Annotated in this window: 20 protein-coding genes and 1 tRNA gene; 10 read left to right on the top strand and 11 right to left on the bottom strand. The window is 60.9% G+C overall.

Translation table 11 applies throughout. The annotated features are described in order from the left end of the window. Positions 1 to 189 precede the first annotated feature (189 nt). From LCM24_RS12790 to LCM24_RS12775, 4 genes are all read right to left on the bottom strand, one after another. Entirely contained in the window at positions 190 to 1,572 is a 1,383-nt protein-coding gene (locus tag LCM24_RS12790) for a pyruvate dehydrogenase complex E1 component subunit beta (RefSeq protein ID WP_224804865.1), read from the bottom strand. 3 nt (positions 1,573 to 1,575) lie between these two features. Continuing rightward, the gene (gene pdhA, locus LCM24_RS12785) at positions 1,576 to 2,658 is read right to left on the bottom strand and encodes a pyruvate dehydrogenase (acetyl-transferring) E1 component subunit alpha (RefSeq protein WP_224804863.1); all 1,083 of its coding nucleotides are present in this window, start codon (positions 2,656 to 2,658) and stop codon (positions 1,576 to 1,578) included. 126 nt (positions 2,659 to 2,784) lie between these two features. Further along, positions 2,785 to 3,099 (bottom strand): FtsB family cell division protein, encoded by a 315-nt coding sequence (locus tag LCM24_RS12780; RefSeq protein ID WP_221565715.1) that lies wholly within the window; start codon positions 3,097 to 3,099, stop codon positions 2,785 to 2,787. A gap of 54 nt (positions 3,100 to 3,153) precedes the next feature. Next, positions 3,154 to 4,308, bottom strand: a complete 1,155-nt coding sequence (locus tag LCM24_RS12775) for an acyl-CoA dehydrogenase family protein (protein ID WP_224804862.1) — start codon at positions 4,306 to 4,308, stop codon at positions 3,154 to 3,156. Positions 4,309 to 4,448: 140 nt separating this feature from the next. Here LCM24_RS12775 and hppD point away from each other — a divergent pair, with 140 nt between their 5' ends. The 5 genes from hppD (at position 4,449) to LCM24_RS12750 (ending at position 9,250) form a co-directional block, all read left to right on the top strand. Further along, positions 4,449 to 5,570: a 4-hydroxyphenylpyruvate dioxygenase gene (gene hppD, locus LCM24_RS12770; RefSeq protein ID WP_224804860.1), complete on the top strand. Its 1,122-nt coding sequence runs from the start codon at positions 4,449 to 4,451 to the stop codon at positions 5,568 to 5,570. After that, a complete protein-coding gene (locus tag LCM24_RS12765) occupies positions 5,567 to 6,139 on the top strand; it encodes a VOC family protein (RefSeq protein ID WP_224804858.1) in 573 nt (190 codons plus the stop codon). The genes hppD and LCM24_RS12765 overlap by 4 nt, the downstream gene beginning before the upstream one ends. A gap of 84 nt (positions 6,140 to 6,223) precedes the next feature. Next, positions 6,224 to 7,102, top strand: a complete 879-nt coding sequence (locus tag LCM24_RS12760; protein WP_090479226.1) for a mechanosensitive ion channel family protein — start codon at positions 6,224 to 6,226, stop codon at positions 7,100 to 7,102. Positions 7,103 to 7,163: 61 nt separating this feature from the next. Beyond that, on the top strand, positions 7,164 to 8,078 hold the full coding sequence (locus tag LCM24_RS12755; RefSeq protein ID WP_224804856.1) for a haloalkane dehalogenase: 915 nt from the start codon (positions 7,164 to 7,166) through the stop codon (positions 8,076 to 8,078). A 14-nt stretch (positions 8,079 to 8,092) separates the two neighbouring features. Continuing rightward, positions 8,093 to 9,250 carry an MFS transporter gene (locus LCM24_RS12750; protein WP_224804854.1) on the top strand — a complete coding sequence of 386 codons (1,158 nt, stop codon included), beginning with the start codon at positions 8,093 to 8,095 and terminating at the stop codon, positions 9,248 to 9,250. 128 nt (positions 9,251 to 9,378) lie between these two features. Here LCM24_RS12750 and LCM24_RS12745 read toward each other — a convergent pair. From LCM24_RS12745 to grxC, 4 genes are all read right to left on the bottom strand, one after another. Beyond that, a tRNA-Arg gene (locus tag LCM24_RS12745) sits at positions 9,379 to 9,455 on the bottom strand. Between the two features lie 38 nt (positions 9,456 to 9,493). After that, the gene (locus LCM24_RS12740) at positions 9,494 to 9,970 is read right to left on the bottom strand and encodes a DUF1178 family protein (RefSeq protein WP_224804852.1); all 477 of its coding nucleotides are present in this window, start codon (positions 9,968 to 9,970) and stop codon (positions 9,494 to 9,496) included. A 6-nt stretch (positions 9,971 to 9,976) separates the two neighbouring features. Then, positions 9,977 to 10,792 carry a carbon-nitrogen hydrolase family protein gene (locus LCM24_RS12735; RefSeq protein WP_224804850.1) on the bottom strand — a complete coding sequence of 272 codons (816 nt, stop codon included), beginning with the start codon at positions 10,790 to 10,792 and terminating at the stop codon, positions 9,977 to 9,979. After that, a complete protein-coding gene (gene grxC, locus LCM24_RS12730; RefSeq protein WP_090479245.1) occupies positions 10,789 to 11,055 on the bottom strand; it encodes a glutaredoxin 3 in 267 nt (88 codons plus the stop codon). Before grxC ends, LCM24_RS12735 begins: the two co-directional genes overlap by 4 nt. A gap of 170 nt (positions 11,056 to 11,225) precedes the next feature. On the opposite strand from grxC, the gene LCM24_RS12725 reads away from it, so the two are divergent. Then, positions 11,226 to 11,693 carry an Hsp20 family protein gene (locus tag LCM24_RS12725; RefSeq protein WP_090479249.1) on the top strand — a complete coding sequence of 156 codons (468 nt, stop codon included), beginning with the start codon at positions 11,226 to 11,228 and terminating at the stop codon, positions 11,691 to 11,693. Between the two features lie 330 nt (positions 11,694 to 12,023). Here the strand turns inward: LCM24_RS12725 and LCM24_RS12720 are convergent, their stop codons facing one another. From LCM24_RS12720 to tpiA, 3 genes are all read right to left on the bottom strand, one after another. Beyond that, the gene (locus tag LCM24_RS12720) at positions 12,024 to 13,658 is read right to left on the bottom strand and encodes a CTP synthase (RefSeq protein WP_090479252.1); all 1,635 of its coding nucleotides are present in this window, start codon (positions 13,656 to 13,658) and stop codon (positions 12,024 to 12,026) included. 100 nt (positions 13,659 to 13,758) lie between these two features. Further along, positions 13,759 to 14,118, bottom strand: a complete 360-nt coding sequence (gene secG / locus LCM24_RS12715; protein ID WP_090479255.1) for a preprotein translocase subunit SecG — start codon at positions 14,116 to 14,118, stop codon at positions 13,759 to 13,761. Positions 14,119 to 14,194: 76 nt separating this feature from the next. Next, entirely contained in the window at positions 14,195 to 14,956 is a 762-nt protein-coding gene (gene tpiA / locus LCM24_RS12710) for a triose-phosphate isomerase (protein ID WP_090479257.1), read from the bottom strand. Between the two features lie 214 nt (positions 14,957 to 15,170). On the opposite strand from tpiA, the gene LCM24_RS12705 reads away from it, so the two are divergent. The 4 genes from LCM24_RS12705 to pip are packed head-to-tail and all read left to right on the top strand — an operon-like array spanning position 15,171 to position 20,431. Further along, complete coding sequence (locus LCM24_RS12705) at positions 15,171 to 17,108, top strand: peptidylprolyl isomerase (protein ID WP_224804848.1); 1,938 nt, start codon at positions 15,171 to 15,173, stop codon at positions 17,106 to 17,108. 8 nt (positions 17,109 to 17,116) lie between these two features. After that, positions 17,117 to 18,631 carry an anthranilate synthase component I gene (gene trpE / locus LCM24_RS12700; protein ID WP_224804846.1) on the top strand — a complete coding sequence of 505 codons (1,515 nt, stop codon included), beginning with the start codon at positions 17,117 to 17,119 and terminating at the stop codon, positions 18,629 to 18,631. Beyond that, complete coding sequence (locus LCM24_RS12695; RefSeq protein ID WP_224804845.1) at positions 18,628 to 19,479, top strand: phosphodiester glycosidase family protein; 852 nt, start codon at positions 18,628 to 18,630, stop codon at positions 19,477 to 19,479. Before trpE ends, LCM24_RS12695 begins: the two co-directional genes overlap by 4 nt. Further along, positions 19,469 to 20,431, top strand: coding sequence for a prolyl aminopeptidase (gene pip, locus LCM24_RS12690; protein WP_224804843.1), 963 nt, complete (start codon positions 19,469 to 19,471; stop codon positions 20,429 to 20,431). Before LCM24_RS12695 ends, pip begins: the two co-directional genes overlap by 11 nt. The last annotated feature ends 26 nt before the right edge of the window (positions 20,432 to 20,457 follow it).

Here is a 20,457-nt window from a genome sequence, read left to right as displayed (position 1 = left end):
AGGTTCCCTCATAGGGTCCCCGGATGTCGGCGAGGTAAAACATCAGCCCTAAAGACAGGTTAAAATGACAGGTCGCGTCTCTCCGGAACACGGAGAACGCAGCGAGTCACTCACCTTGGAAGAGAGGTTAACGCGTCACAGAGCCTGGCGGCAAAAGCGAATCAGCCCGGCAGGTGGTGCAGGTCCGCCTTAGTCCCGGTAACAGACCATCTTCGCCGCTTCGACGATGCGCGCGCTGTCGATCAGCGCCATCTTTTCCAGATTGGCGGCATAGGGGAGCGGCACGTCTTCGTTGCAAACGCGCGTGACCGGTGCATCGAGATGATCGAAGCCTTCCTCCATGCAGATCGCCGTGATCTCCGAAGCGATCGAGCAGGTCGGCCAACCCTCTTCGGCAATGACGACGCGATTGGTCTTGGCAAGGCTCTTCAGCACAGCCTCCTTGTCGAGCGGGCGCAAGGTGCGAAGATCGATGACTTCTGCGTCGATGCCTTCACCAGCCAGTTCCTCAGCCGCTTCCAGCGCGAGGCCGACGGCGATCGAATAGGACACGATGGTCACATCGCTGCCTTCGCGCATGATCCTGGCCTTGCCGATCGGCAGTACATGGTCGTCCAGTTCAGGCAGTTCGAAAGTGCGGCCATAAACGAGTTCGTTCTCGAGGAAGACGACCGGGTCTTCACAGCGGATAGCCGCCTTGAGCAGGCCCTTTGCATCCGAGCTGTCAAACGGTGCGATCACGATCAGGCCGGGCACGCTTGCGTACCAGGGACCGTAGTTCTGACTGTGCTGCGCGCCGACGCGGCTTGCCGCGCCGTTGGGGCCGCGGAATACGACCGGGCAGCGCATCTGTCCGCCTGACATGTAGTTGGTCTTGGCTGCCGAGTTGATGATGTGGTCGATGGCCTGCATCGCGAAGTTGAAGGTCATGAACTCGACCACAGGGCGCAGTCCGCCCATCGCGGCACCGGCACCGATGCCGGCAAAGCCATATTCCGTGATCGGAGTATCGATAACTCGCTTGGGCCCAAATTCGTCGAGCAGTCCCTGGGTGACCTTGTAGGCACCCTGGTACTGCGCGACTTCCTCGCCCATCACGAAGACGCGCTCGTCACGGCGCATTTCCTCGGCCATGGCATCGCGCAATGCTTCGCGTACGGTAACCTTGGCCAAGTTGGTGCCGTGCGGAACTTCGGGATCCTTCACGTCCGCCTTGCGGGCAGGCTTGGTGATCTCGGCTTCCGATACATCCTGGCCGACGTCCTTGCCCTCGCCCGGCACGTCATCAACTTCGGCGACTTCCGGAGCGTCGAGATCGGAGGCGTCTTCGCCCTCGCCAGCCAGCATGGCGATGACCGTCCCGACCTTCACGCCTTCGGTGCCTTCCTCGACCAGGATCTTGCCCAGCGTGCCTTCATCGACCGCTTCGAATTCCATCGTCGCCTTGTCGGTTTCGATCTCGGCGATGATGTCGCCGATCTCGATGGCATCACCTTCCGACTTGAGCCATTTGGCGAGCGTGCCTTCTTCCATGGTGGGAGACAGCGCGGGCATCTTAAGTTCGATAGCCATTGCTCAATACTCCTCCACCAGGACATCGGTGTAGAGTTCGGAAGCCTCCGGCTCGGGCGAATTCTCGGCAAAGTCGGCAGCCTCGCTGACGACCTTGCGAATGTCCTTGTCGATGGCTTTCAAGTCTTCCTCTTTCGCGCCGTTTTCCAGCAGGACCTTCTTCAGGCCTTCGATCGGGTCCTTGTGATCCTTCATGTCCTGCACTTCCTCGCGCGTGCGGTATTTCGCCGGATCCGACATGGAGTGGCCGCGATAGCGATAGGTTTCGCATTCCATAAGGACCGGGCCCTTGCCGTCGCGCACGTGCTTGAACGCGATCTCGGCCGCCTGGCGGACCTCGAGGACATCCATGCCGTTGACCTTCATCCCCGGAATGCGGAACGCAGTGCCGCGGCGGTAGAACTCGGTTTCTGCAGAGCTGCGGCTGACCGCGGTGCCCATGGCGTACTGGTTGTTCTCGATGACGAATACGATCGGCAGCTTCCACAGCGCGGCCATGTTGAACGTCTCGTAGACCTGGCCCTGGTTCGCCGCCCCGTCACCGAAATAGGCAAGGCAGAGGCCGCCGTCTTCGTTGTACTGGTGCGCAAGCGCCAAGCCTCCGCCAAGCGCGACCTGCGCGCCGACGATGCCGTGACCGCCGTAGAACTTATGCTCGGTCGAGAACATGTGCATCGACCCGCCCTTGCCCTTTGAGATGCCGGCTTCGCGACCGGTCAACTCGGCCATAATGACCTTGGGATCGATCCCGTAAGCGAGCATGTGGCCGTGATCGCGGTAGCCGGTGATCACGCTGTCCTTGTCCCCGTCGAGCGCGGATTGCAGGCCGATGGCGACGGCTTCCTGGCCGATGTAGAGGTGGCAGAAACCGCCGATAAGACCGAGGCCGTAGAGCTGGCCCGCGCGCTCTTCGAACCGACGGATCAGCAGCATCTGTTCGTAGAAGTGCATCATCTGATCGGTGCTGGCATCGAAGCGCTGCTTCTTCTCCAGTTCTTCCTGCAGGGAATGCAGGACGAAATCCGTATCTTCAGCGGGACTCTTGGGGGCCTTTGCGGCTGCCTTGCTCTTCGGGGCCTTTGCCAAACTACAGCATCCTTTATCTTCCGGGGAGGAATATGGCTCAGCCTATAGGCATAGCGGCCCGTGCCGTGCAACGCCCAAGCTGCGCGCATACGAAAACCTTACGGAATTGAGGGCTTGGCGCCCGGCTCAGTCGTCGAGCTTGATAACCACTTCGTCCGGATGGACGACGTTGAGCTGGCTGCGGAGCAGTTCGCCTACCATGTCCGGATCGGCGTGATCGGGATGCAGCAGAGCGACCTTGTTCTGGAGCGCGGCGCGTTCTTTTTGCAAGGCGGCCAGCTGTGCTTCCCGCTGGTCGAGGAGGCGCAGGTTCTCGCTCCACGCCAACAGGCCGGACGGTCCGGCGACGGCAATCCCGCCCATTACCAGCAACGCCGCAAGCGCCGCGGTGTGCGACGCTTTCTGCCTTTGCCGTGTGTTGAGTCTGACCTTGCCTCTCATCAGGGACACAGAATCACAGTTAACCTTTACGCGCAAGGGCTATTTGCAGCCCCGTCAGTAAGAACGCGGCAGTCCGAGGACATGCTCTGCGAGATAGCTGAGGATCAGGTTCGTGCTGATCGGCGCGACCGTGTACAAACGAGCTTCGCGGAATTTGCGTTCGACATCGTATTCCTCGGCAAATCCGAACCCGCCGAGCGTCTGCACGCACATGTCGGCAGCCGCCCAGCTGGCTTCGCTCGCGAGCATCTTGGCCATGTTGGCCTCGGCCCCAGCATTGCCGCCTTCGTCGTAAACCTCGGCGGCATGGTGGACCATCAGTTCGGCGGCACGCATCTGGGCATAGCAGCGCGCGATGGGGAACTGCACGCCCTGGTTCTGCCCGATTGGTCGCGAGAATACCTGGCGCTCCTTGGCGTAGTCGCTCGCCTTTTCGATGAACCATTTCGCATCACCGATGCATTCGGCTGCGATCAGGATCCGCTCGGCGTTCATGCCCGACAGGATATAGCGGAACCCTTTCCCTTCCTCGCCGATCAGCGCCGACGCCGGGATACGCATGTCGTCGAAGAAAACCTCCGTCGTAGAATGGTTCATCATCGTGCGGATCGGCTTGATGGTCATGCCGTTCCCCACCACCTCACGCATGTCGACGAGGAAGAGGGAGAGGCCTTCCGTCTTCTTGGCCACCTCGTCACGCGGTGTCGTACGCGCCAGCAGGACCATAAGGTCGGAATGCTCGGCGCGGCTCGTCCAGATCTTCTGGCCGTTGATCACATATTCGTCGCCTTCCCGCTTGGCGAAGGTGCGCAGGGAAAGCGTGTCGGTGCCGCTTGTCGGTTCGGAAACGCCGAAGGCCTGCAAGCGCAGGTCACCATTGGCGATGCCCGGAAGATAGCTGCGTTTCTGCTCTTCGCTCCCGTAACGAAGCAGCGTATTCATCACGTACATCTGGGCATGGGCGGCAGCACCGTTGCAGCCGGATGCCTGGATTTCCTCCATGATGACCGCCGCGGAATCGAGTTTGAGACCACTGCCGCCATATTCTTCCGGGATGAGCGCCGCGAGAAAACCAGCCCGCGTGATCGCATCGACGAATTCAGCCGGATAGGCGCGCTCGCGGTCTTTCTCTCTCCAGTATTCACCAGGGAAATCGGAGCAGACTGCGCTCACGGCGCGGCGAATTTCATCTAGGTCTTCTTTTGCCATCGATCGACACATGGACTCGTCCCGTCCCGAAGGCAATCCGTCGGAACAGGCCATCTTGCGCTCCGTTGGTTTCTTGACATTCGGGGTGCGTCCTCGTATTTGGTTTCTATTGAAACTAATTCAGATAATAGAGGATTCAGATGCCCGATCTTTTCGAAAACCCCATTGGCCTCGACGGCTTCGAATTCGTCGAATTCTGCGCCCCCGAAAAAGGCGTGATCGAGCCGGTTTTCGAAGCAATGGGCTTCTCGCATGTGGCGAACCACCGTTCCAAGGACGTGCAGCTGTGGCGCCAGGGCCAGATCAACCTGATCCTCAACTACGAGCCAAAGAGTGCCGCGTGGTTCTTCGCCCGCGAACACGGCCCGTCTGCCTGCGGCATGGGTTTCCGCGTCCGCGATGCGAAGAAAGCCTATGACGAACTGATTGAACGCGGTGCTGAACCGGTCGCGAACGAACCCGGTCCGATGGAACTGCGCATCCCCGCAATCCGCGGTATTGGCGGCGCGATCGTCTACCTGATCGACCGCTATGCTAGCGAAGACGGCGAAGGCCTGTCGATCTACGACATCGACTTCGAATATCTGCCCGGTGTCGAAAAGCACCCGGAAGGCGCCGGTTTCGATGTGATCGATCACCTCACGCATAACGTCTACAACGGCCGCATGATGTACTGGGCGGATTACTACGAAACGCTCTTCAACTTCCGCGAAATCCGCTTCTTCGACATCAAGGGCGAATATACCGGCCTGACCTCCAAGGCGCTGACCGCACCTGACGGCAAGATCCGCATCCCGCTCAACGAAGAAGGCGAAGGCGGCAAGGGACAGATCGAGGAGTTCCTGCGCGAATTCAACGGCGAAGGCATCCAGCACATCGCACTTATCTGCGACGATCTCGTCAAGGCTTGGGACAAGCTGAAGGAATTCGGTGTTCCCTTCATGACGGCCCCGCCCGAAACCTATTACGAAATGCTCGAAGAGCGCCTGCCCGGCCACGGTGAAAAGGTCGAAGACCTCAAGATGCGCGGCATCCTGATGGACGGGACCACCGAGGGCGGCACTCCGCGCCTCCTGCTCCAGATCTTTGCTGAAGCACAGGTCGGTCCGGTCTTCTTCGAGTTCATCCAGCGCAAGGGCGACGACGGCTTCGGCGAAGGCAATTTCAAGGCCCTGTTCGAAAGCATGGAGCGCGACCAGATCAAGCGCGGCGTGCTAAGCGTCGAGGACGCGCAGACCGTCGAAGCGGAGCCTGCCGAATGAACGAGGTAGCCGGTCATCCCGTAAAGCTGGGCGGCGTCCACCACGCCGCCTATCGCTGCAAGGACGCAAAAGAGACCGTCGAGTGGTACGGCAAGGTGCTTGGCATGGATTACACCACTGCCTTCGCCGAGGATCATGTGCCTTCGACCGGAGCGTATGATCCCTACATGCATGTGTTCCTCGACGCGGGTAACGGAAACATCCTCGCCTTCTTCGAACTGCCCAACCAGAAAGACATGGGCCGCGACGAGAACACTCCGGCGTGGGTGCAGCACCTGGCCTTTCGGGTCGCATCGGAAGACGAGCTGCTGGCAGCCAAGGACCACATCGAAAGCCTCGGCATCGATGTGCTCGGCCCCACCCATCACGGCATTTTCAAATCGATCTATTTCTTCGATCCCAACGGCCACCGGGTCGAATTGGCTGCGGATATCGGCACCGACGAGCAATACGCCGAACTCAAGCGCGTTGCCCCGATGATGCTGGAGGAGTGGAGCGAGACCAAGAAGGCCCCTCGCCACGCCGATTGGCTGCACGAAATCGCGCGCAAGGAACACGGCAACAATTAAGGCTAAGGCTGGCAAACCCTAATAGTTTGCAATTCCGGAACCCTGCCGGAGGCATGACGTTGCCTCCGAAAGGGAGTTCTTCGAGTGAATTATATCGCAACGCTGCGCGACCAGCTGCAGGAAATGGGCACTGGCCTTGTAGAGGCGCTGCCCAGCTTCGCAATCGCGCTGATTATCTTGCTCGTGACATGGATCGTCGCGCGCTTCGCCGTGAAGATTTCGGATGCGATCGTAGGTCGCACGGAAATCCGCGCCAGCCTGAAGAACCTCATCGACACACTGGTGCGACTCGGCATCTGGCTGGTAGGTCTGTTCATTGCCGCAGTCGTCGTCATCCCCAGCCTCACGCCGGCCAGCTTGCTCGCCGGCCTAGGTATCGGCGCTGTCGCCATCGGTTTCGCCTTCCAGGACATCTTCGAAAATTTCCTCGCTGGCGTTCTCATCATGTTGCGCGAGAAAATGCGGATCGGCGATATCATCGAGTGCGAGGGCATCACCGGCAAGGTTGAGCATATCACGCTACGCGAGACCCACGTCCGCAAGTTGTCGGGTGAACTCACGGTCGTTCCCAACTCCATCCTGTTCAAGAACCCGGTGGAAATCTTCACCGATGAGGACCAGCGCCGCCACGATGTTGTGATCGGCGTGTCCTACGATACCAATCTCGATCATGCCGCGGACGTGATCCGCCGCGCTGTGGAAGATGTGGAGGACGTGCTGGCCAGCAAGGGCGTCGACATCTTCGCGCAGGAATTCAATTCCAGCTCGGTCGATTTTCTGGTGCGTTGGTGGGCCGGGTCGACGCCGCGCTCCGGCTGGGAAAGCAAGGACAAGGTGGTACGCGCGATCAAGGCAGCGCTGGACGATGCGGGTATCGAAATCCCGTTCCCCTATGTGACGCACACGTTCAAGGAGACGGTGCCGGTCAGCCAGCTTGGTGACAGCGGCAAGCCGACGCCCTAAGGGTTGCGAACAGAAACCGATCGAGAACGCGTTTTGTTCTTGCCGGTGATGGGAGAGCCCGATGAAAATCCTTCGCACGCCAGCAGATCGCTTTGCCGACATTCCCGACTATCCATTCGCCGAGAACTGGATCGATATAGACCTCGCAGAAGGGTACACCGCGCGTCAGCATTACGTCGACGAAGGCGATAAATCGGCTCCGCCCGTTCTGCTGTTCCACGGAGAGCCGAGCTGGTCTTTTCTGTATCGCAAGATGATCCCTATCCTTGTCGATGCAGGCTTTCGCGTACTCGCTCCGGACCTGATCGGCTTCGGGAAGAGCGACAAGCCCGACGATCCAGAATTCTTTACTTACGAGCGGCACGTCGATTGGCTGAAGCAATGGAGAGCCGCCGTAGAACCGCGCCCGGCTGCCATGTTCGTGCAAGACTGGGGCGGTTTGCTGGGCTTGCGGATGCTCGCCCATGATCCAGACCTCTTCACCTGCGTCGTGGCGAGCAATACCTTCCTTCCCGCTGGTGGCACGCCTTCCGCTGCATTTCTCGCATGGCGGGAATTCGCCCGGTCATCTCCCGAATTCCGCATCGGCGCCTTGCTTGACCGCGCAACTGCGACGGAGCGCACCGCAGCCGAAATGGCCGCTTATGATGCCCCCTTTCCCGATGAACCGTCCAAGGCCGCGGCGCGCGCTTTTCCAAGCCTGGTGCCGGTAGAAGACGGGATGCCGGGAGTGGAAGACAACAAGCGAGCCTGGCCGGCGCTCGCGGCATTTCAAGGGCCGTTCCTCACGCTATTCGGCGAAGACGATCCCATCACCAAGGGCAGCGAAAAGTTTCTTATCGAACGCATTGCAGGCGCCAAAGGGCTGGATCACCGGACGCTCCCGACTTGCGGCCATTTCTGCCAGGAGGACCAGCCTGAAGAGCTGGCGGCCGGATTGATCGCAATGGCTCGTAAAGCGGGCCATCTGGGGTGACCTCGCCTGCGCTGATGACGCGCTCGCAAGAATACTTTCTCGCCATCGCCGCGGCGGTGGTGACGGCCAACGCCTATTACATCCACCCGATCATCGGCGAGGTTGCCGACCATTTCGGGGTCAGCGAGGGAAGGATCGGGCTGGTGCCCGCGCTGAACCAACTCGCGCTGGCGGTCGGCATCCTGCTCCTGCTCCCCTTGGGCGACAGGTACTCGAACAGACGCCTGACGATTGCGTTTACGGTGGGTCAGACCGTCAGCCTTGGGGTCATGACCGTGGCGGGCAGTTTCGGCCAGTTCCTTGCCGGTTCCACCGCTCTCGGCTTCTTTACCATCGCTCCCTACCTCCTCCCCGCTTACGCATCCAAGCGCGTCGCTCCTCAGCGACTGGGCCAGGTTACTGCCTTGCTGACGGCAGGTGTCATCCTTGGCATTCTCATCGCGCGCGTCGGCGCCGGCTGGATAGCAGAGCACTATGGCTGGCGGCTGGTATACTGGATCGCGACGGGCCTGATGATCAGCGTTACGATCGCCCTTCCCTGGCTGATGGAGGGCGGAGAACGCGAGCGAGGCAAGGCCAGGTACTGGTCGCTTGTGGGTTCGGTATTCCCGCTCGCTCGGCAGCATCGCGACGTGGTTCTATCCGGTGCCATCCAGGCGCTGAATTTCGCGCAATTCATTGCGCTGTGGTTGGCTCTCGCGCTTTATCTCACCTCTCCGGAGGTGGGATACGGCACCGACACGGTGGGCTATCTCGCCGCGATTGCTGCCGTCTCCATTTTTTCGACGCCCCGGCTGGGCCGCTGGGCGGACGTGATTGGAGCGCGCATGGCAAGACTGGTATTCGCAGGCATCCAGTTGATAGGCATCGCCCTGTTCTATCCGCTTAGCGGTTCGCTCTGGGGGCTGATCGTGCCGCTGGTACTGGTGAACCTGGTCGGCCCGGGGATCGACGTCACCGGCCGCATGACCTTCCTTTCGCTGGCCACGGACCTGCGGACGAGGCTCACCACGATCTACATCGTCCTGATGTTCGTTGGAGGCGGGATCGGCAGCATCACAGCCACCGCAATCTATGACACCTTCGGCTGGGGCGGCGTGTGCCTCGCGCTCGTCATTTCCTCCGCAGTGTTGACCGCACTGGCAGCGTATTCGTTCAGGAAAAATCGCTGAAATGGTGCGCCCGACAGGATTGCTCCGCTGCTTCGCAGCTACGCCATCTCCGCTTCGCTCCGATTCCGAACGACTTCCGTTCCTGATGCGCCGAACCAACAAAGGCGGCCCTGCTGGACCGCCTTTGTTGGTGCGCCCGACAGGATTCGAACCTGTGGCCCCCAGATTAGGAATCTGGTGCTCTATCCGACTGAGCTACGGGCGCCCCGGCGCTTCGTATAGCGCCTGAGTTTTTCGTGGCAATCAGTTGAGTTCGTCGGGAGGGGCGATCGGGAAAAGGATCGGCGCCACCGCAATGCCTTCCGAAGCCAGGTCTTCCGCCTCTTCACGCGTTGCCTTGCCGTGGATGGGTGTCTCGTCGATCTCGCCATAATGCTGGGAGCGCGCTTTCTCGGCGAACTTGTCTCCGACCCAGGTGCTTTTCTCCAGTGCTTTGGCCTGCGCTTTCGCCAGCGTCTCGAGCGCCTTCTTCACCTCCGGCGGCATGGGTGCGTTTGAAAGCTGCGCCTCGGCTTTCGGCTCTTCCACCGGCTTTGCCGCTTGCGAGGCATTGCCCTTGGCAGGAACGGCAGGGGCCATGGGGGCTTTGCCCACCACGGACGATCCGCACTCCGGACAATCGAGGAGGCCACGTTCCCTCTGCTGGTCGTAATCGGCAGAAGACCCGAACCATCCCTCGAAGCGGTGGCCTTTGTCGCAATGAAGGTCGAATACGATCATGGGCGCCTAAATGGCGATTTCTCGCCGATTGGCAAGGCTCGGCACCTGTGCACGCACGGTTTCTATGCGGCTGCGATCGATCTCCGCAAAGCCGAGTTCACCGCTGCCCTCACCCATGTCCAGAATGACTTCGCCCCAGGGATCCACCACGAGGCTGTGCCCGTAAGTCTCGCGACCGTCCTCATGCTTGCCCGACTGTGCCGCGGCGATGACGAAAGCGCTGGCTTCGATGGCGCGTGCGCGCTGCATCACATGCCAATGTGCTTTCCCGGTGGGAACCGTGAACGCTGCAGGAGTAGCGATGGCGTCGCATCCAAGGCGGCCGAGCGCCTCGTAAAGTGCGGGGAAGCGAAGATCGTAGCAGATGGTGAGGCCCAGCTTACCCACCGGACAATCGACGGTGACGACCTTGTCGCCAGGCTGGTAGGCATTCGATTCCCGCCAACTCTCCCCACTGTCCAGATCGACATCGAACATGTGCATCTTGTCGTAACGCGCCGCGATGTCGCCGGTCTCATTGATCACGAAGCTGCGGTTGGCCCACTTGCCCTCGCCCGCGTCGACTGCAAGCGAACCAAGATGGACCCAAAGCCCGCGCTTCGCTGCCTCGTTCTTGACAGCGGCGAGGACCGGATCGCTGCTCTCGTGCACGATATTGCCCGCAGCCCGCTTGCGATCGCGATCGAGCAGCCCCGACATTTCGGGAGTGAAAAGCATCTGTGCCCCGCCCCCGGTTGCCGAACCAATCGCCTCGACCAACGCCGCAGCATTGCGCGACGGGTCAATACCAGTAGTCGACTGGAACAGGGCGACCCGGGTCATTCTGCAGCCAGCAGCGCGTCCAGCTTGCCCGCCCGCTCGAGCGCGGCAAGTTCATCCGATCCGCCGACGTAGGTTTCGCCGATGAAGATCTGCGGCACCGTTCGCGCGTTGGGCGCGCGCTCGAGCATCTCGTCGCGCTTGGGGCCGCCCATCGTGATGTCGTGTTCCGCGTATTCGGCACCCTTGCTATCGAGCAGGCTTTTCGCGCGATAACAGAAGCCACAGCCGAACTTGGTGTAAATGTCGATCTTGGGGTGGCTCATCGGGTGTCCTTCGGGGTTCGTGTGGAAGAACGACTTAGCTGACAGGCGGGCGGCTTGAAAGCGTTTGGTCGCTGACTATCTTGGTTGTGTCGTTGCACGTGGCAGCGATATCGGAGCGCCGGTTTCGGGCTCCTCATACTGTCAAATTGCTCAACAGAGGATTTGTTTCGATGAACCGTTTTGATACCACACCCTATCGCCGTTCCACCGTCGGTTTCGACCGCCTGTTCGACCTGATGGAACGCCAGGCTCGCAATGCCGGTGGCGATAATTATCCCCCCTTTAATATCGAGCGCCGCGACGATGACGAATATCGCATCACGCTGGCAGTCGCGGGCTTTCGTCCCGAAGACCTCGATATCACCGCGCAACAGAACCTGCTGACCATCCACGGACGCAAGCGCGACGATCAGCCCGAAGGCGACATGCTGCACGTCGGCATCGCGAACCGCGGCTTTGAACGCCGTTTCGATCTCGCGGATTACGTGCGCGTTGAAAATGCCGATCTAAAGGACGGCATGCTTGTCATCGATCTCGTTCGCGAAGTCCCGGAGGCGATGAAGCCCAAGAAGATCGCGATCGGCGGGCAGAAGCCGCTCGAAATCGTCAAGGATGACGACGACAGCGCTGCTGCCTGATCTTTCGAATTAACGTCTGAACTGAAAGGGGGCGGCTCCCGAAGGTGCCGCCCCCGCGACGTCTAGCGCCGCCGAGCCCCTAATTCGGCTGTCCGGGTCGCAGAAGACAACCGAACTCGAGGCAAGCCCACCGCTTGCTGGCGCAGCGTTAGTCTGTAAATTCAAGGGTCTGCGACCTCTGTACTCAGTAGGGTCTGCATCAAATGCAACAAAAGATAAAGACCCCCTCTCGGCAGAGAGGGAGCCTTAGTGTCGTGCCCATACAATTTGTAGAAAAACGGCGTGTGAGAAAACAAGTGTTTACGCTCACATGGTGGCCGCAAATTTTTTTTAAACGAGGCGTTCCTGATCCAGTGCCGCACCGATAAATCCGGCAAAAAGTGGATGAGGATCAAAGGGTTTCGACTTCAATTCGGGATGGAATTGTACGCCGACGAACCACGGATGGTCAGGACGCTCGACGATTTCAGGAAGCAACCCGTCTGGTGACATGCCCGAGAATATCAGGCCCTGCTTTTCGAGCGGTTCGATATAGGCACCGTTGACCTCGTAGCGATGGCGATGCCGCTCGGAAATTTCGTTCTTCCCGCCATAGATCGCCGAAACGTGGCTGTTGGCAGCAAGTTTCGCGTCATAGGCGCCGAGGCGCATGGTTCCGCCAAGGTCCCCGCCCGCTTCGCGCTTTTCCAGGCCTTCCTGCGTCATCCATTCGGTAATGATACCGACCACCGGTTCTTCCGTGCTGCCGAACTCGGTCGAGCTGGCCTTCTCGAACCCGGCGGAACGCGCGCCTTCGATGCAGGCCATCTGCATGCCGAGGCAAATGCCCAGGAACGGAACCTTGCGTTCGCGTGCGAAGCGTACGGCTGCAATCTTGCCTTCGCTACCGCGCTCCCCGAATCCGCCCGGCACTAGGATACCGTGCATCGGCTCGAGCTGGGCTGCGATATCGCTGTCGCCCTGTTCGAACACCTCGGCGTCGATCCACTTGATGTTGACCTTGACGCGGTGCGCCATCCCACCATGGACCAGCGCCTCGTTCAGCGACTTGTAGGCGTCTTGCAGACCGACATACTTGCCGACGACGCCGATCGTGACTTCGCCTTCCGGATTGGAGTGACGGTCCACCACATCGTACCAGCGGGACAGGTCCGGTTCGGGTGCATCGGTAATGCCGAAGCCGCGCAGGACTTCCGTGTCGAGACCTTCCCCATGATACTGAAGCGGGACCGAATAGATCGACGGCGCGTCGAGAGCGGGAATGACCGCTTCCTTGCGTACGTTGCAGAAGTTCGCGATCTTCTGGCGTTCGCCGTCGGGAATAGGATGCTCTGCCCGACAGAGCAGCACATCGGGCTTGATACCGAGGCTGGCGAGTTCGCGGACCGAGTGCTGCGTAGGCTTCGTCTTCAACTCGCCTGCAGCTGCGATGTAGGGAACCAGCGTCACATGGACGCTGAGCGATTGCATCGGCTCCAGCTCGTTTCGCAACTGGCGGATCGCTTCCATGAACGGAAGGCTCTCGATGTCCCCGACCGTGCCGCCGATTTCGCAAAGGATGAAGTCGTGATCGTCCTGCCCCGCCAGCGCGAACTCCTTGATCGCGTCGGTCACGTGAGGGACCACCTGCACCGTCGCGCCGAGGTAATCGCCGCGGCGTTCCTTGGCGATGATTTGCTGGTACACCCGGCCCGAGGTAATGTTATCGCCCTGGTGAGCCGAAACGCCGGTGAAGCGTTCGTAGTGACCGAGATCGAGATCGGTCTCGGCCCCGTCGTCCGTCACATAGACTTCGCCATGCTGATACGGGCTCATCGTGCCCGGATCGACATTGAGATAGGGATCGAATTTGCGGATGCGGACCTTGTACCCGCGCGCCTGGAGAAGCGCTGCGAGGCTCGCAGCCATGAGACCTTTGCCGAGCGAGGAGACCACGCCGCCGGTGATGAAAATATACCGCGCCATGGGAGTTGGGCCTTAAGCGTGGGGAGTGAGTCGGCGCAAGGATAAAGACGCGCAGAAATGCGCGCCGTCCACAGACGCCAGCGAAATAGGTTGTTTTGGCTTAGTCGGCCAGCGGGTCGACCGGCTCTGCAGGTGCAGCGTCCGGTGCCGGTGCCGCGCCCGGGCCGCCCAGCGGATCAACGGTCTCGGCAGGTGTGACCGAGCGATCGAGAGTCGATTCCACGCCGTCCACGCCGACGCCTTCGACAGCCATGGCGGCCAGTGCGATGGACAGTACGACGAATGCCACCGCCAGCCACTTGGTCGAACGGGTAAGGAAGTCCGCCGCACCACGCGCGCTAAGCATGCCCGACGGGCTGCCGCCGATACCCAATCCGCCGCCTTCGCTGCGCTGCATGAGGATTACGCCAACGAGCGCTGCCGCGACGATCGCCTGAACGACAGTGAGGAAGAGAAACATGGGTATCTATCTCGATCGAATTGAATTTGACGCGCAGCATCTAGGCGTGCGCACGTGAAACGGCAAGGTTTGCGACTTAGGCGTCCTCTGCCTCAGATGCGGCGACCACGATGCCAAGGAAACTTTCGGCCGAAAGGCTTGCCCCACCGACAAGGGCGCCGCCGACTTCCGGTGTCGACAGGATGTCGCGCGCATTGTCGGGATTGACCGAACCGCCGTAGAGGATGCGGACCTCTGCCGACTGCTCCGGCCCATAGGTCTCGTCCAGCAGTTTGCGGATTGCCGCATGCATCGAAGCGATGTCTTCCAGGGTGGCAGTGCGCCCGGTGCCGATCGCCCAGATGGGTTCGTAAGCGACGGTTACGCGTTCTGCAGCATCTTCGATTTTCGGCAGGCTCGCACGCAGCTGGCCGAGAACGAATTCTTCAGCCTTGCCCGAATCGCGAAGCTCGAGGCTCTCACCGCAGCACAGGATGATCCGCAGACCTGCATCCAGGGCGCTTTCGATCTTCGCATTGATAAGATCGTTCGATTCGCCGTGGGCACCGCGCCGTTCGCTGTGCCCGAGGATCACGAATTTCGCACCGGCATCGGCCAGCATGGTGGCGGAGATATCGCCGGTGTGCGCGCCTTCAGCTCCGGGATGGCAATCCTGGGCGCCCACGCCGATCTGTTCCGCTTCGCGATGTACGGCATGGATTAGAGTATACGGGGGTGCGACGGCGACTTCCGCCTTCATGTAACGCTGGGCAGCGCGGTCGATCGCGCGTGCTTCGCTGAGCATGGCACGCGTGCCGTTCATTTTCCAATTGCCAACAATATAGGGCCGATCGGCCATGTAAATTTCCTGTCACGTCATCAGATCTGGCTGGCGCTATATAGAGAGCGCGCGCGCAATCGCCAGACCGGGCTTGTAATTGCGTCAAAAGCGGACAGCACCTGTTGCGGGGAGGTCGCATGGCGGATAAAGCGCCGTGCTCGAAACGGTATCGCTTCGTGCCCCAGTCGGGTGCGGCGCGCTCCAAAGCATCGAAGAGGCATTCCCGCAAGTCATGCTCACTTTTTTCCGGAATTTCTTTAAGACGAAGGTCGGCCTCGCCATCGCCCTCGCCTTTCTTGGCCTGATCGGCTTCGCCTTCGCCAGTATGGACGTCTCCAGCACGGGCGCTTTTGGCGGCGTTGCAGGCGGTGATCGGGTTGCAGTTGTCGGTGACGAGAAAGTCTCCACGGCGGCACTCAATGACGCGGCAAGCGAAGCGCTGCGCCGCGTGCGAGAGGAAAATCCGGATGCGACCATCCAGACCCTGCTGGCAGGCGACGGCCTCGACAATGTTCTTGGCGGCCTCATCGACCGCTATGTGCTTATCGCATGGGGTGAAGAAAACGGCCTGCGTGCAGGGCGAAACCTGGTCAACAGCGAGATCAGGCAGATCCCGGGTGCACGCGGCCCGAGCGGGAATTTCGAAGAAAGCGCCTACCAGGCGTTTCTCAGCGCGCAGAGCCTGACCGATGCGCAATTGCGCCAGCAGGTCCGCACGTCGCTGTTCTTCCGCCAGTCGGTCATTCCGGCGACCTACGGAACGATCGTGCCGGATTCGATCGCCGAAACCTATGCGCGCACGTTCAAGGAACGCCGCCGCGGGTTCGTAGCGGCCATTCCCGCCGCCGCATTTGCGCCGACCGGCAACCCGACCGACGCGCAGCTTCGTGAATTCTATGCCGAAAACGGCCAGCGGTTCGTCCGCCCGGAACGTCGCAGTCTTCGCTATGCGAGCTTCGGCGCAGATGCGCTTGGCGAGACCATCGAGCCTAGCGATACCCAGATTCAGGAGTATTTCCGCGAGAATGCGGAAGACTACGCCGCCCGTGAAACGCGCAGCTTCACCCAGCTGATCGTCTCCACCCGGCAGGGAGCAGAGGCGATCGCACAGCGCGTATCCTCGGGTCAGAGCTTTGCCGCCGCTGCTGCCGAGGCGGGGTTCCGCACTGCACAGCTTGAGAACCAGGAGCGCGAAACCGTCCGTGAGCAGGCGAGTGCAGCAGTGGCGGACGCGTATTTCTCGGCTTCCGAAGGCGGTCTGACCGCCCCTGCGCGCAGCCCACTCGGCTGGCATATCGCCCGCGTGGACGACGTGAACCAGGAACCAGCAAAAAGCCTTGCTTCCGTTCGCGGCGAAATCGCGGACGTCCTTCGCGAACGCAATCGTCAGCGCGGTATCGCCGAGCTTGCGACCACGATCGAGGATCGCCTTGCGGACGGAGCCTCGCTGACGGCTGTGGCAGAGGAACTGGACCTTGAAATCCAGTCCACCCCCGCACTGACGGCGTCCGGCTTCGTTTACGGAACGCAGCAGCGCGCGCCTGAAGCACTGCTTCCGACTCTCGATTTCGCGTTCCAGATCGATGAAGGCGAACCCGAAATCGCCGCACTTCCAGACGGCCAGAATTTCATCGTCTACGAAGTTGCCACGATCACGCCTTCGGCAACCGCACCTCTGGCAGAAATTCGCGACAATGTGATCGCCGAATGGCGCCGTGTGCGCGGCAACGAAGGGGCGCGTGCTGCGGCAGACCGCGTCCTCAAGCGGATCGAGGATGGTGCCACTCTGGCAGCGGCCCTTTCCGCCGAAGACGTTGCACTTCCCAATCCGGATGGTGTCAACATCACCCGCCAGGAAATCGCGCAGATGCGTAATGCGAGTGTACCCGCGCCGTTGGCACTCTTCTTCTCGATGGCAGAGGGCACCACGAAGAAGCTGCAAGGCAGCCAGGATCAGGGCTGGTATATCGTCGCGCTCGATGACATCTCGCTCGGCGAGCTGGAGGAGAATGACCCGCTTATCGCGCAGGCTAAAGGCCAGATCTCGCAGGGTTGGGCGGCAGAGCTTTCGGAACAGATGATCGCCGCCATGCGCGCAGAAGTCGGTGTCGAGCGCAATCCCGATGCAATCGCGGCCGTGCGCCGTCAATTGCTCGGCGAAACGAACTGAGGCCGGTCTTGGCCACGCATCTCGAGGGGGTCGAAAACGCTCGCGCTGAACTCGAGGCCGGGCGACCCTCGCTGGTTTGGCGCAAGGTCGTTGCCGATACGGTGACGCCGGTCGGTGCGGCGCTAAACCTGATGGAAGACGGTCGCGGCGACTTCCTCCTTGAATCCGTGGAAGGCGGAGAAGTCCGCGGGCGCTACAGCCTGCTCGGCCTCGACCCCGATCTCGTTTTCCGGGCCGAGGGCGCGAAGGCAGCGATCAATCGCGACTGGAAGCGGGACCGGAACAGGTTCGACGATTGTGACGCGTCGACCCTGGATGCGCTACGCAGCCTGCTGGCCGAATGCCGCTTCGACGTTCCCGGAGAGCTGCCACCAGCGCTCGCCTGCCTGGTCGGCTACTTCGGTTACGAGACGATCGGTCTCGTCGAAAAGCTTCCGCAGCCCAAGTCCGCACCGCTCGAAGTGCCGGATATGCTATTCGTCCGTCCGACGCTCATCCTTGTTTTCGATAATCTATCGGACCAACTTTATTGCATCGCGCCCCTGTGGCCCGAGCAGACCGGCGAGGACGATCTCGTCTCCCGTGCTGCGGACCGCATCGACACGGCTCTTGCGCGCCTCGGTGCGCCCGTCACCCATCTTCGCGAGAATACATCCGCCCTTCCCGATATCGAACCGCAGTCAACGATTGCAGCGGACGATTATGAAGCGATGGTTGTGCGTGCCAAGGAATACATCGCGGCAGGCGATATCTTCCAGGTCGTATTGTCACAGCGATTCACCGCGCCTTTCCCTCTGCCGCCGATTGCACTTTATCGTTCGCTGCGGCGGGTGAACCCTTCGCCGTTCCTCTATTTCCTGGACATGCCGGGCTTCGCGATCGTCGGGTCAAGTCCCGAAATCCTTGTACGCGTGCGCGATGACGAGGTTACGATCCGGCCGATCGCCGGCACGAGGCCAAGGGGCGCAACAACCGCGCTCGACCGGGAGGCCGAGGCCTCGCTCCTTGCCGATCCGAAAGAACTGGCCGAACACCTTATGCTGCTCGATCTGGGCCGCAACGATGTGGGCCGCGTTGCGGAGAGCGGGACTGTGACGGTGACTGACAGCTATACGGTCGAGCGTTACAGCCATGTCATGCACATAGTCAGTAACGTGACCGGAAAGCTTGACAGCAAGTTCGACGCGCTCGACGCCATGTTTGCAGGATTTCCCGCCGGAACGGTCAGCGGCGCGCCCAAGGTGCGTGCCTGCGAAATCATCGCAGAACTCGAACCTGCCAAGCGCGGCGCCTATGCCGGCGGTGTCGGCTACTTCGCACCCGACGGCACGCTCGACAGCTGTATCGTCCTGAGGACAGCAGTCATTCAGGACGGGACCATGCACGTCCAGGCTGGCGCGGGAATAGTGGCAGACAGCGATCCCCGCTACGAACAACGAGAATGCGAAGCCAAGGCAGGTGCGCTATTTGCAGCAGCACGCGATGCCATCAGCCTCGCCAAGGAACCCGGTTACGGTCAATGAAATATCTTCTGGTCGCACTTCCAGCCCTAATCCTCTCCTCTTGCGAACCGCCGCCGGCGGGCGAGCCGGTAACGCGCACCCGTATCGATGGTCAGCCCGGAGCATCGCCCGCTGCGACTGCCTCTCCGTCCGAAGCGCCTTCCGTTGCATCGGAAGTCGAGAGCGCGTGCCGTTCGATCATCTTCGAAGACACCTCACTTACGCATTGCCTTGCGGTGCCCTCGCGTCACCGGATTGCCATGACCCTTGGGCCTGACGGTGGGGAGCCTTATCGCAGCCTGACAGCCTACTCCCGGTCTCGAGGAGCCGACGGACTCGCCTTCGCGATGAATGCGGGAATGTTTGGCGATGACGGCAGGCCGATCGGCTACTTCGTCGTCAATTCGCAGCGTCTCAAGACCCTCAATACGGCGGACGGGGAAGGCAACTTTCACATGAAGCCGAACGGGGTCTTCTTCGGTAGCGGTGACAAGTGGGAAATCCGCACGACCGAGGATTTTCTCGCCAATGTGTCCGACCGCCCCGAATTCGGCACCCAATCCGGGCCGATGCTGGTCATCGATGGCAAGATCCATCCCGAAATTACCCAGAACGGTCCGTCGCGCTACGTTCGCAATGGCGTCGGCGTCGACGAACGGGGGCGCGCGCACTTCGTGATTTCCAACGCCCCGCTGTCGTTCGGGAAGCTGGCCCGCTTCTTCAGGGACGAACTCAACGCAACCAACGCGCTGTTCCTGGACGGAAACGTGTCGGCCCTGTGGAACCCCGCGACGGATCGGCTCGATACCGGCGCGCCGATCGGCCCGATCGTCGTGGTCGAGAGAAAGGATACTTCCGATGACGAATGATCTGCGGACGCTCTATCCCGAGATCGAGCCCTATGAGACCGGCATGCTCGACGTGGGCGAAGGCCATTCGCTCTATTATGAGCGCGTAGGCACACCGGGGGCAAAGCCCGCGGTATTCCTCCATGGTGGACCGGGTGGCGGGATGAGTCCCGACCATCGGCGCCAGTGGGACCCGGAACTCTACGACGTCCTGCTGTTCGACCAGCGCGGCTGCGGAAAGTCACTTCCCTTCGCCGAGATCGAGAACAACGACACCTGGCGGATCGTGGAGGACATCGAGCGCCTGCGTGAAATGTGCGGCCACGAGAAATGGCAGGCATTCGGCGGCAGCTGGGGTTCTACGCTCGCGCTCGCCTATGCGCAGAAATATCCCGAGCGGGTCAGCGAACTTGTCCTGCGCGGTGTCTTCCTTGCCCGTGCGCAGGAAAAGAGCTGGCTGTACAGTTACGGCGCGAGCCAGATCATGGCGGAAGCCTGGGACGATTTCATCTCCATTATCCCCGAGGATGATCGTGGAGACCTGGTCAAAGCCTATTACGCGCGCCTGACCAGCGAAGACGAAGAAACCCGTCTCACGGCGGCGAAGGCATGGTCGATCTGGGAAGGACAGGTCGCAACATTGCTTCCCAACGAAGACCTGCTGGAAAGCTTTGCCGATGCGTCCAAGGCGCTGCCCTTCGCCCGTATCTGTGCGCGCTACTTCCTCAATGACTTCTACCTCGAAGAAGCGCAGCTGCTGCGCGATCTCGGCAAGATTGCCGGGATACCAGGTATCATCGTGCAAGGGCGTCACGACATCTGCACCCCGCCGACCAGCGCCTGGGCACTGAAGAAAGCGTGGCCCGAAGCCAAGCTGCACATTGTCCACGATGCCGGTCACAGCGCCAGCGAGCCGGGCATCATCGACGGGCTCGTGCGCGCGACCGACGAGCTGGCCGGCAAGCAGGGCTGACGCCGCACGACGCAAAGCTTGCTTGA

The organism is Qipengyuania aquimaris (assembly GCF_020171965.1).
Lineage (GTDB): Bacteria > Pseudomonadota > Alphaproteobacteria > Sphingomonadales > Sphingomonadaceae > Qipengyuania > Qipengyuania aquimaris_A.
Note: the sequence above shows the minus strand (reverse complement) of the source record. Positions and strands in the feature narration are given on the sequence as shown.

Coding starts and splice junctions, on each gene's coding strand:
- LCM24_RS12790 (WP_224804865.1), bottom strand. CDS start 1,572: ATGGCTATCGAACTTAAGATGCCCGCGCTGTCTCCCACCATGGAAGAA.
- LCM24_RS12780 (WP_221565715.1), bottom strand. CDS start 3,099: ATGAGAGGCAAGGTCAGACTCAACACACGGCAAAGGCAGAAAGCGTCG.
- LCM24_RS12775 (WP_224804862.1), bottom strand. CDS start 4,308: ATGGCAAAAGAAGACCTAGATGAAATTCGCCGCGCCGTGAGCGCAGTC.
- hppD (WP_224804860.1), top strand. CDS start 4,449: ATGCCCGATCTTTTCGAAAACCCCATTGGCCTCGACGGCTTCGAATTC.
- LCM24_RS12765 (WP_224804858.1), top strand. CDS start 5,567: ATGAACGAGGTAGCCGGTCATCCCGTAAAGCTGGGCGGCGTCCACCAC.
- LCM24_RS12755 (WP_224804856.1), top strand. CDS start 7,164: ATGAAAATCCTTCGCACGCCAGCAGATCGCTTTGCCGACATTCCCGAC.
- LCM24_RS12750 (WP_224804854.1), top strand. CDS start 8,093: ATGACGCGCTCGCAAGAATACTTTCTCGCCATCGCCGCGGCGGTGGTG.
- LCM24_RS12740 (WP_224804852.1), bottom strand. CDS start 9,970: ATGATCGTATTCGACCTTCATTGCGACAAAGGCCACCGCTTCGAGGGA.
- LCM24_RS12735 (WP_224804850.1), bottom strand. CDS start 10,792: ATGACCCGGGTCGCCCTGTTCCAGTCGACTACTGGTATTGACCCGTCG.
- grxC (WP_090479245.1), bottom strand. CDS start 11,055: ATGAGCCACCCCAAGATCGACATTTACACCAAGTTCGGCTGTGGCTTC.
- LCM24_RS12725 (WP_090479249.1), top strand. CDS start 11,226: ATGAACCGTTTTGATACCACACCCTATCGCCGTTCCACCGTCGGTTTC.
- LCM24_RS12720 (WP_090479252.1), bottom strand. CDS start 13,658: ATGGCGCGGTATATTTTCATCACCGGCGGCGTGGTCTCCTCGCTCGGC.
- secG (WP_090479255.1), bottom strand. CDS start 14,118: ATGTTTCTCTTCCTCACTGTCGTTCAGGCGATCGTCGCGGCAGCGCTC.
- tpiA (WP_090479257.1), bottom strand. CDS start 14,956: ATGGCCGATCGGCCCTATATTGTTGGCAATTGGAAAATGAACGGCACG.
- LCM24_RS12705 (WP_224804848.1), top strand. CDS start 15,171: ATGCTCACTTTTTTCCGGAATTTCTTTAAGACGAAGGTCGGCCTCGCC.
- LCM24_RS12695 (WP_224804845.1), top strand. CDS start 18,628: ATGAAATATCTTCTGGTCGCACTTCCAGCCCTAATCCTCTCCTCTTGC.
- pip (WP_224804843.1), top strand. CDS start 19,469: ATGACGAATGATCTGCGGACGCTCTATCCCGAGATCGAGCCCTATGAG.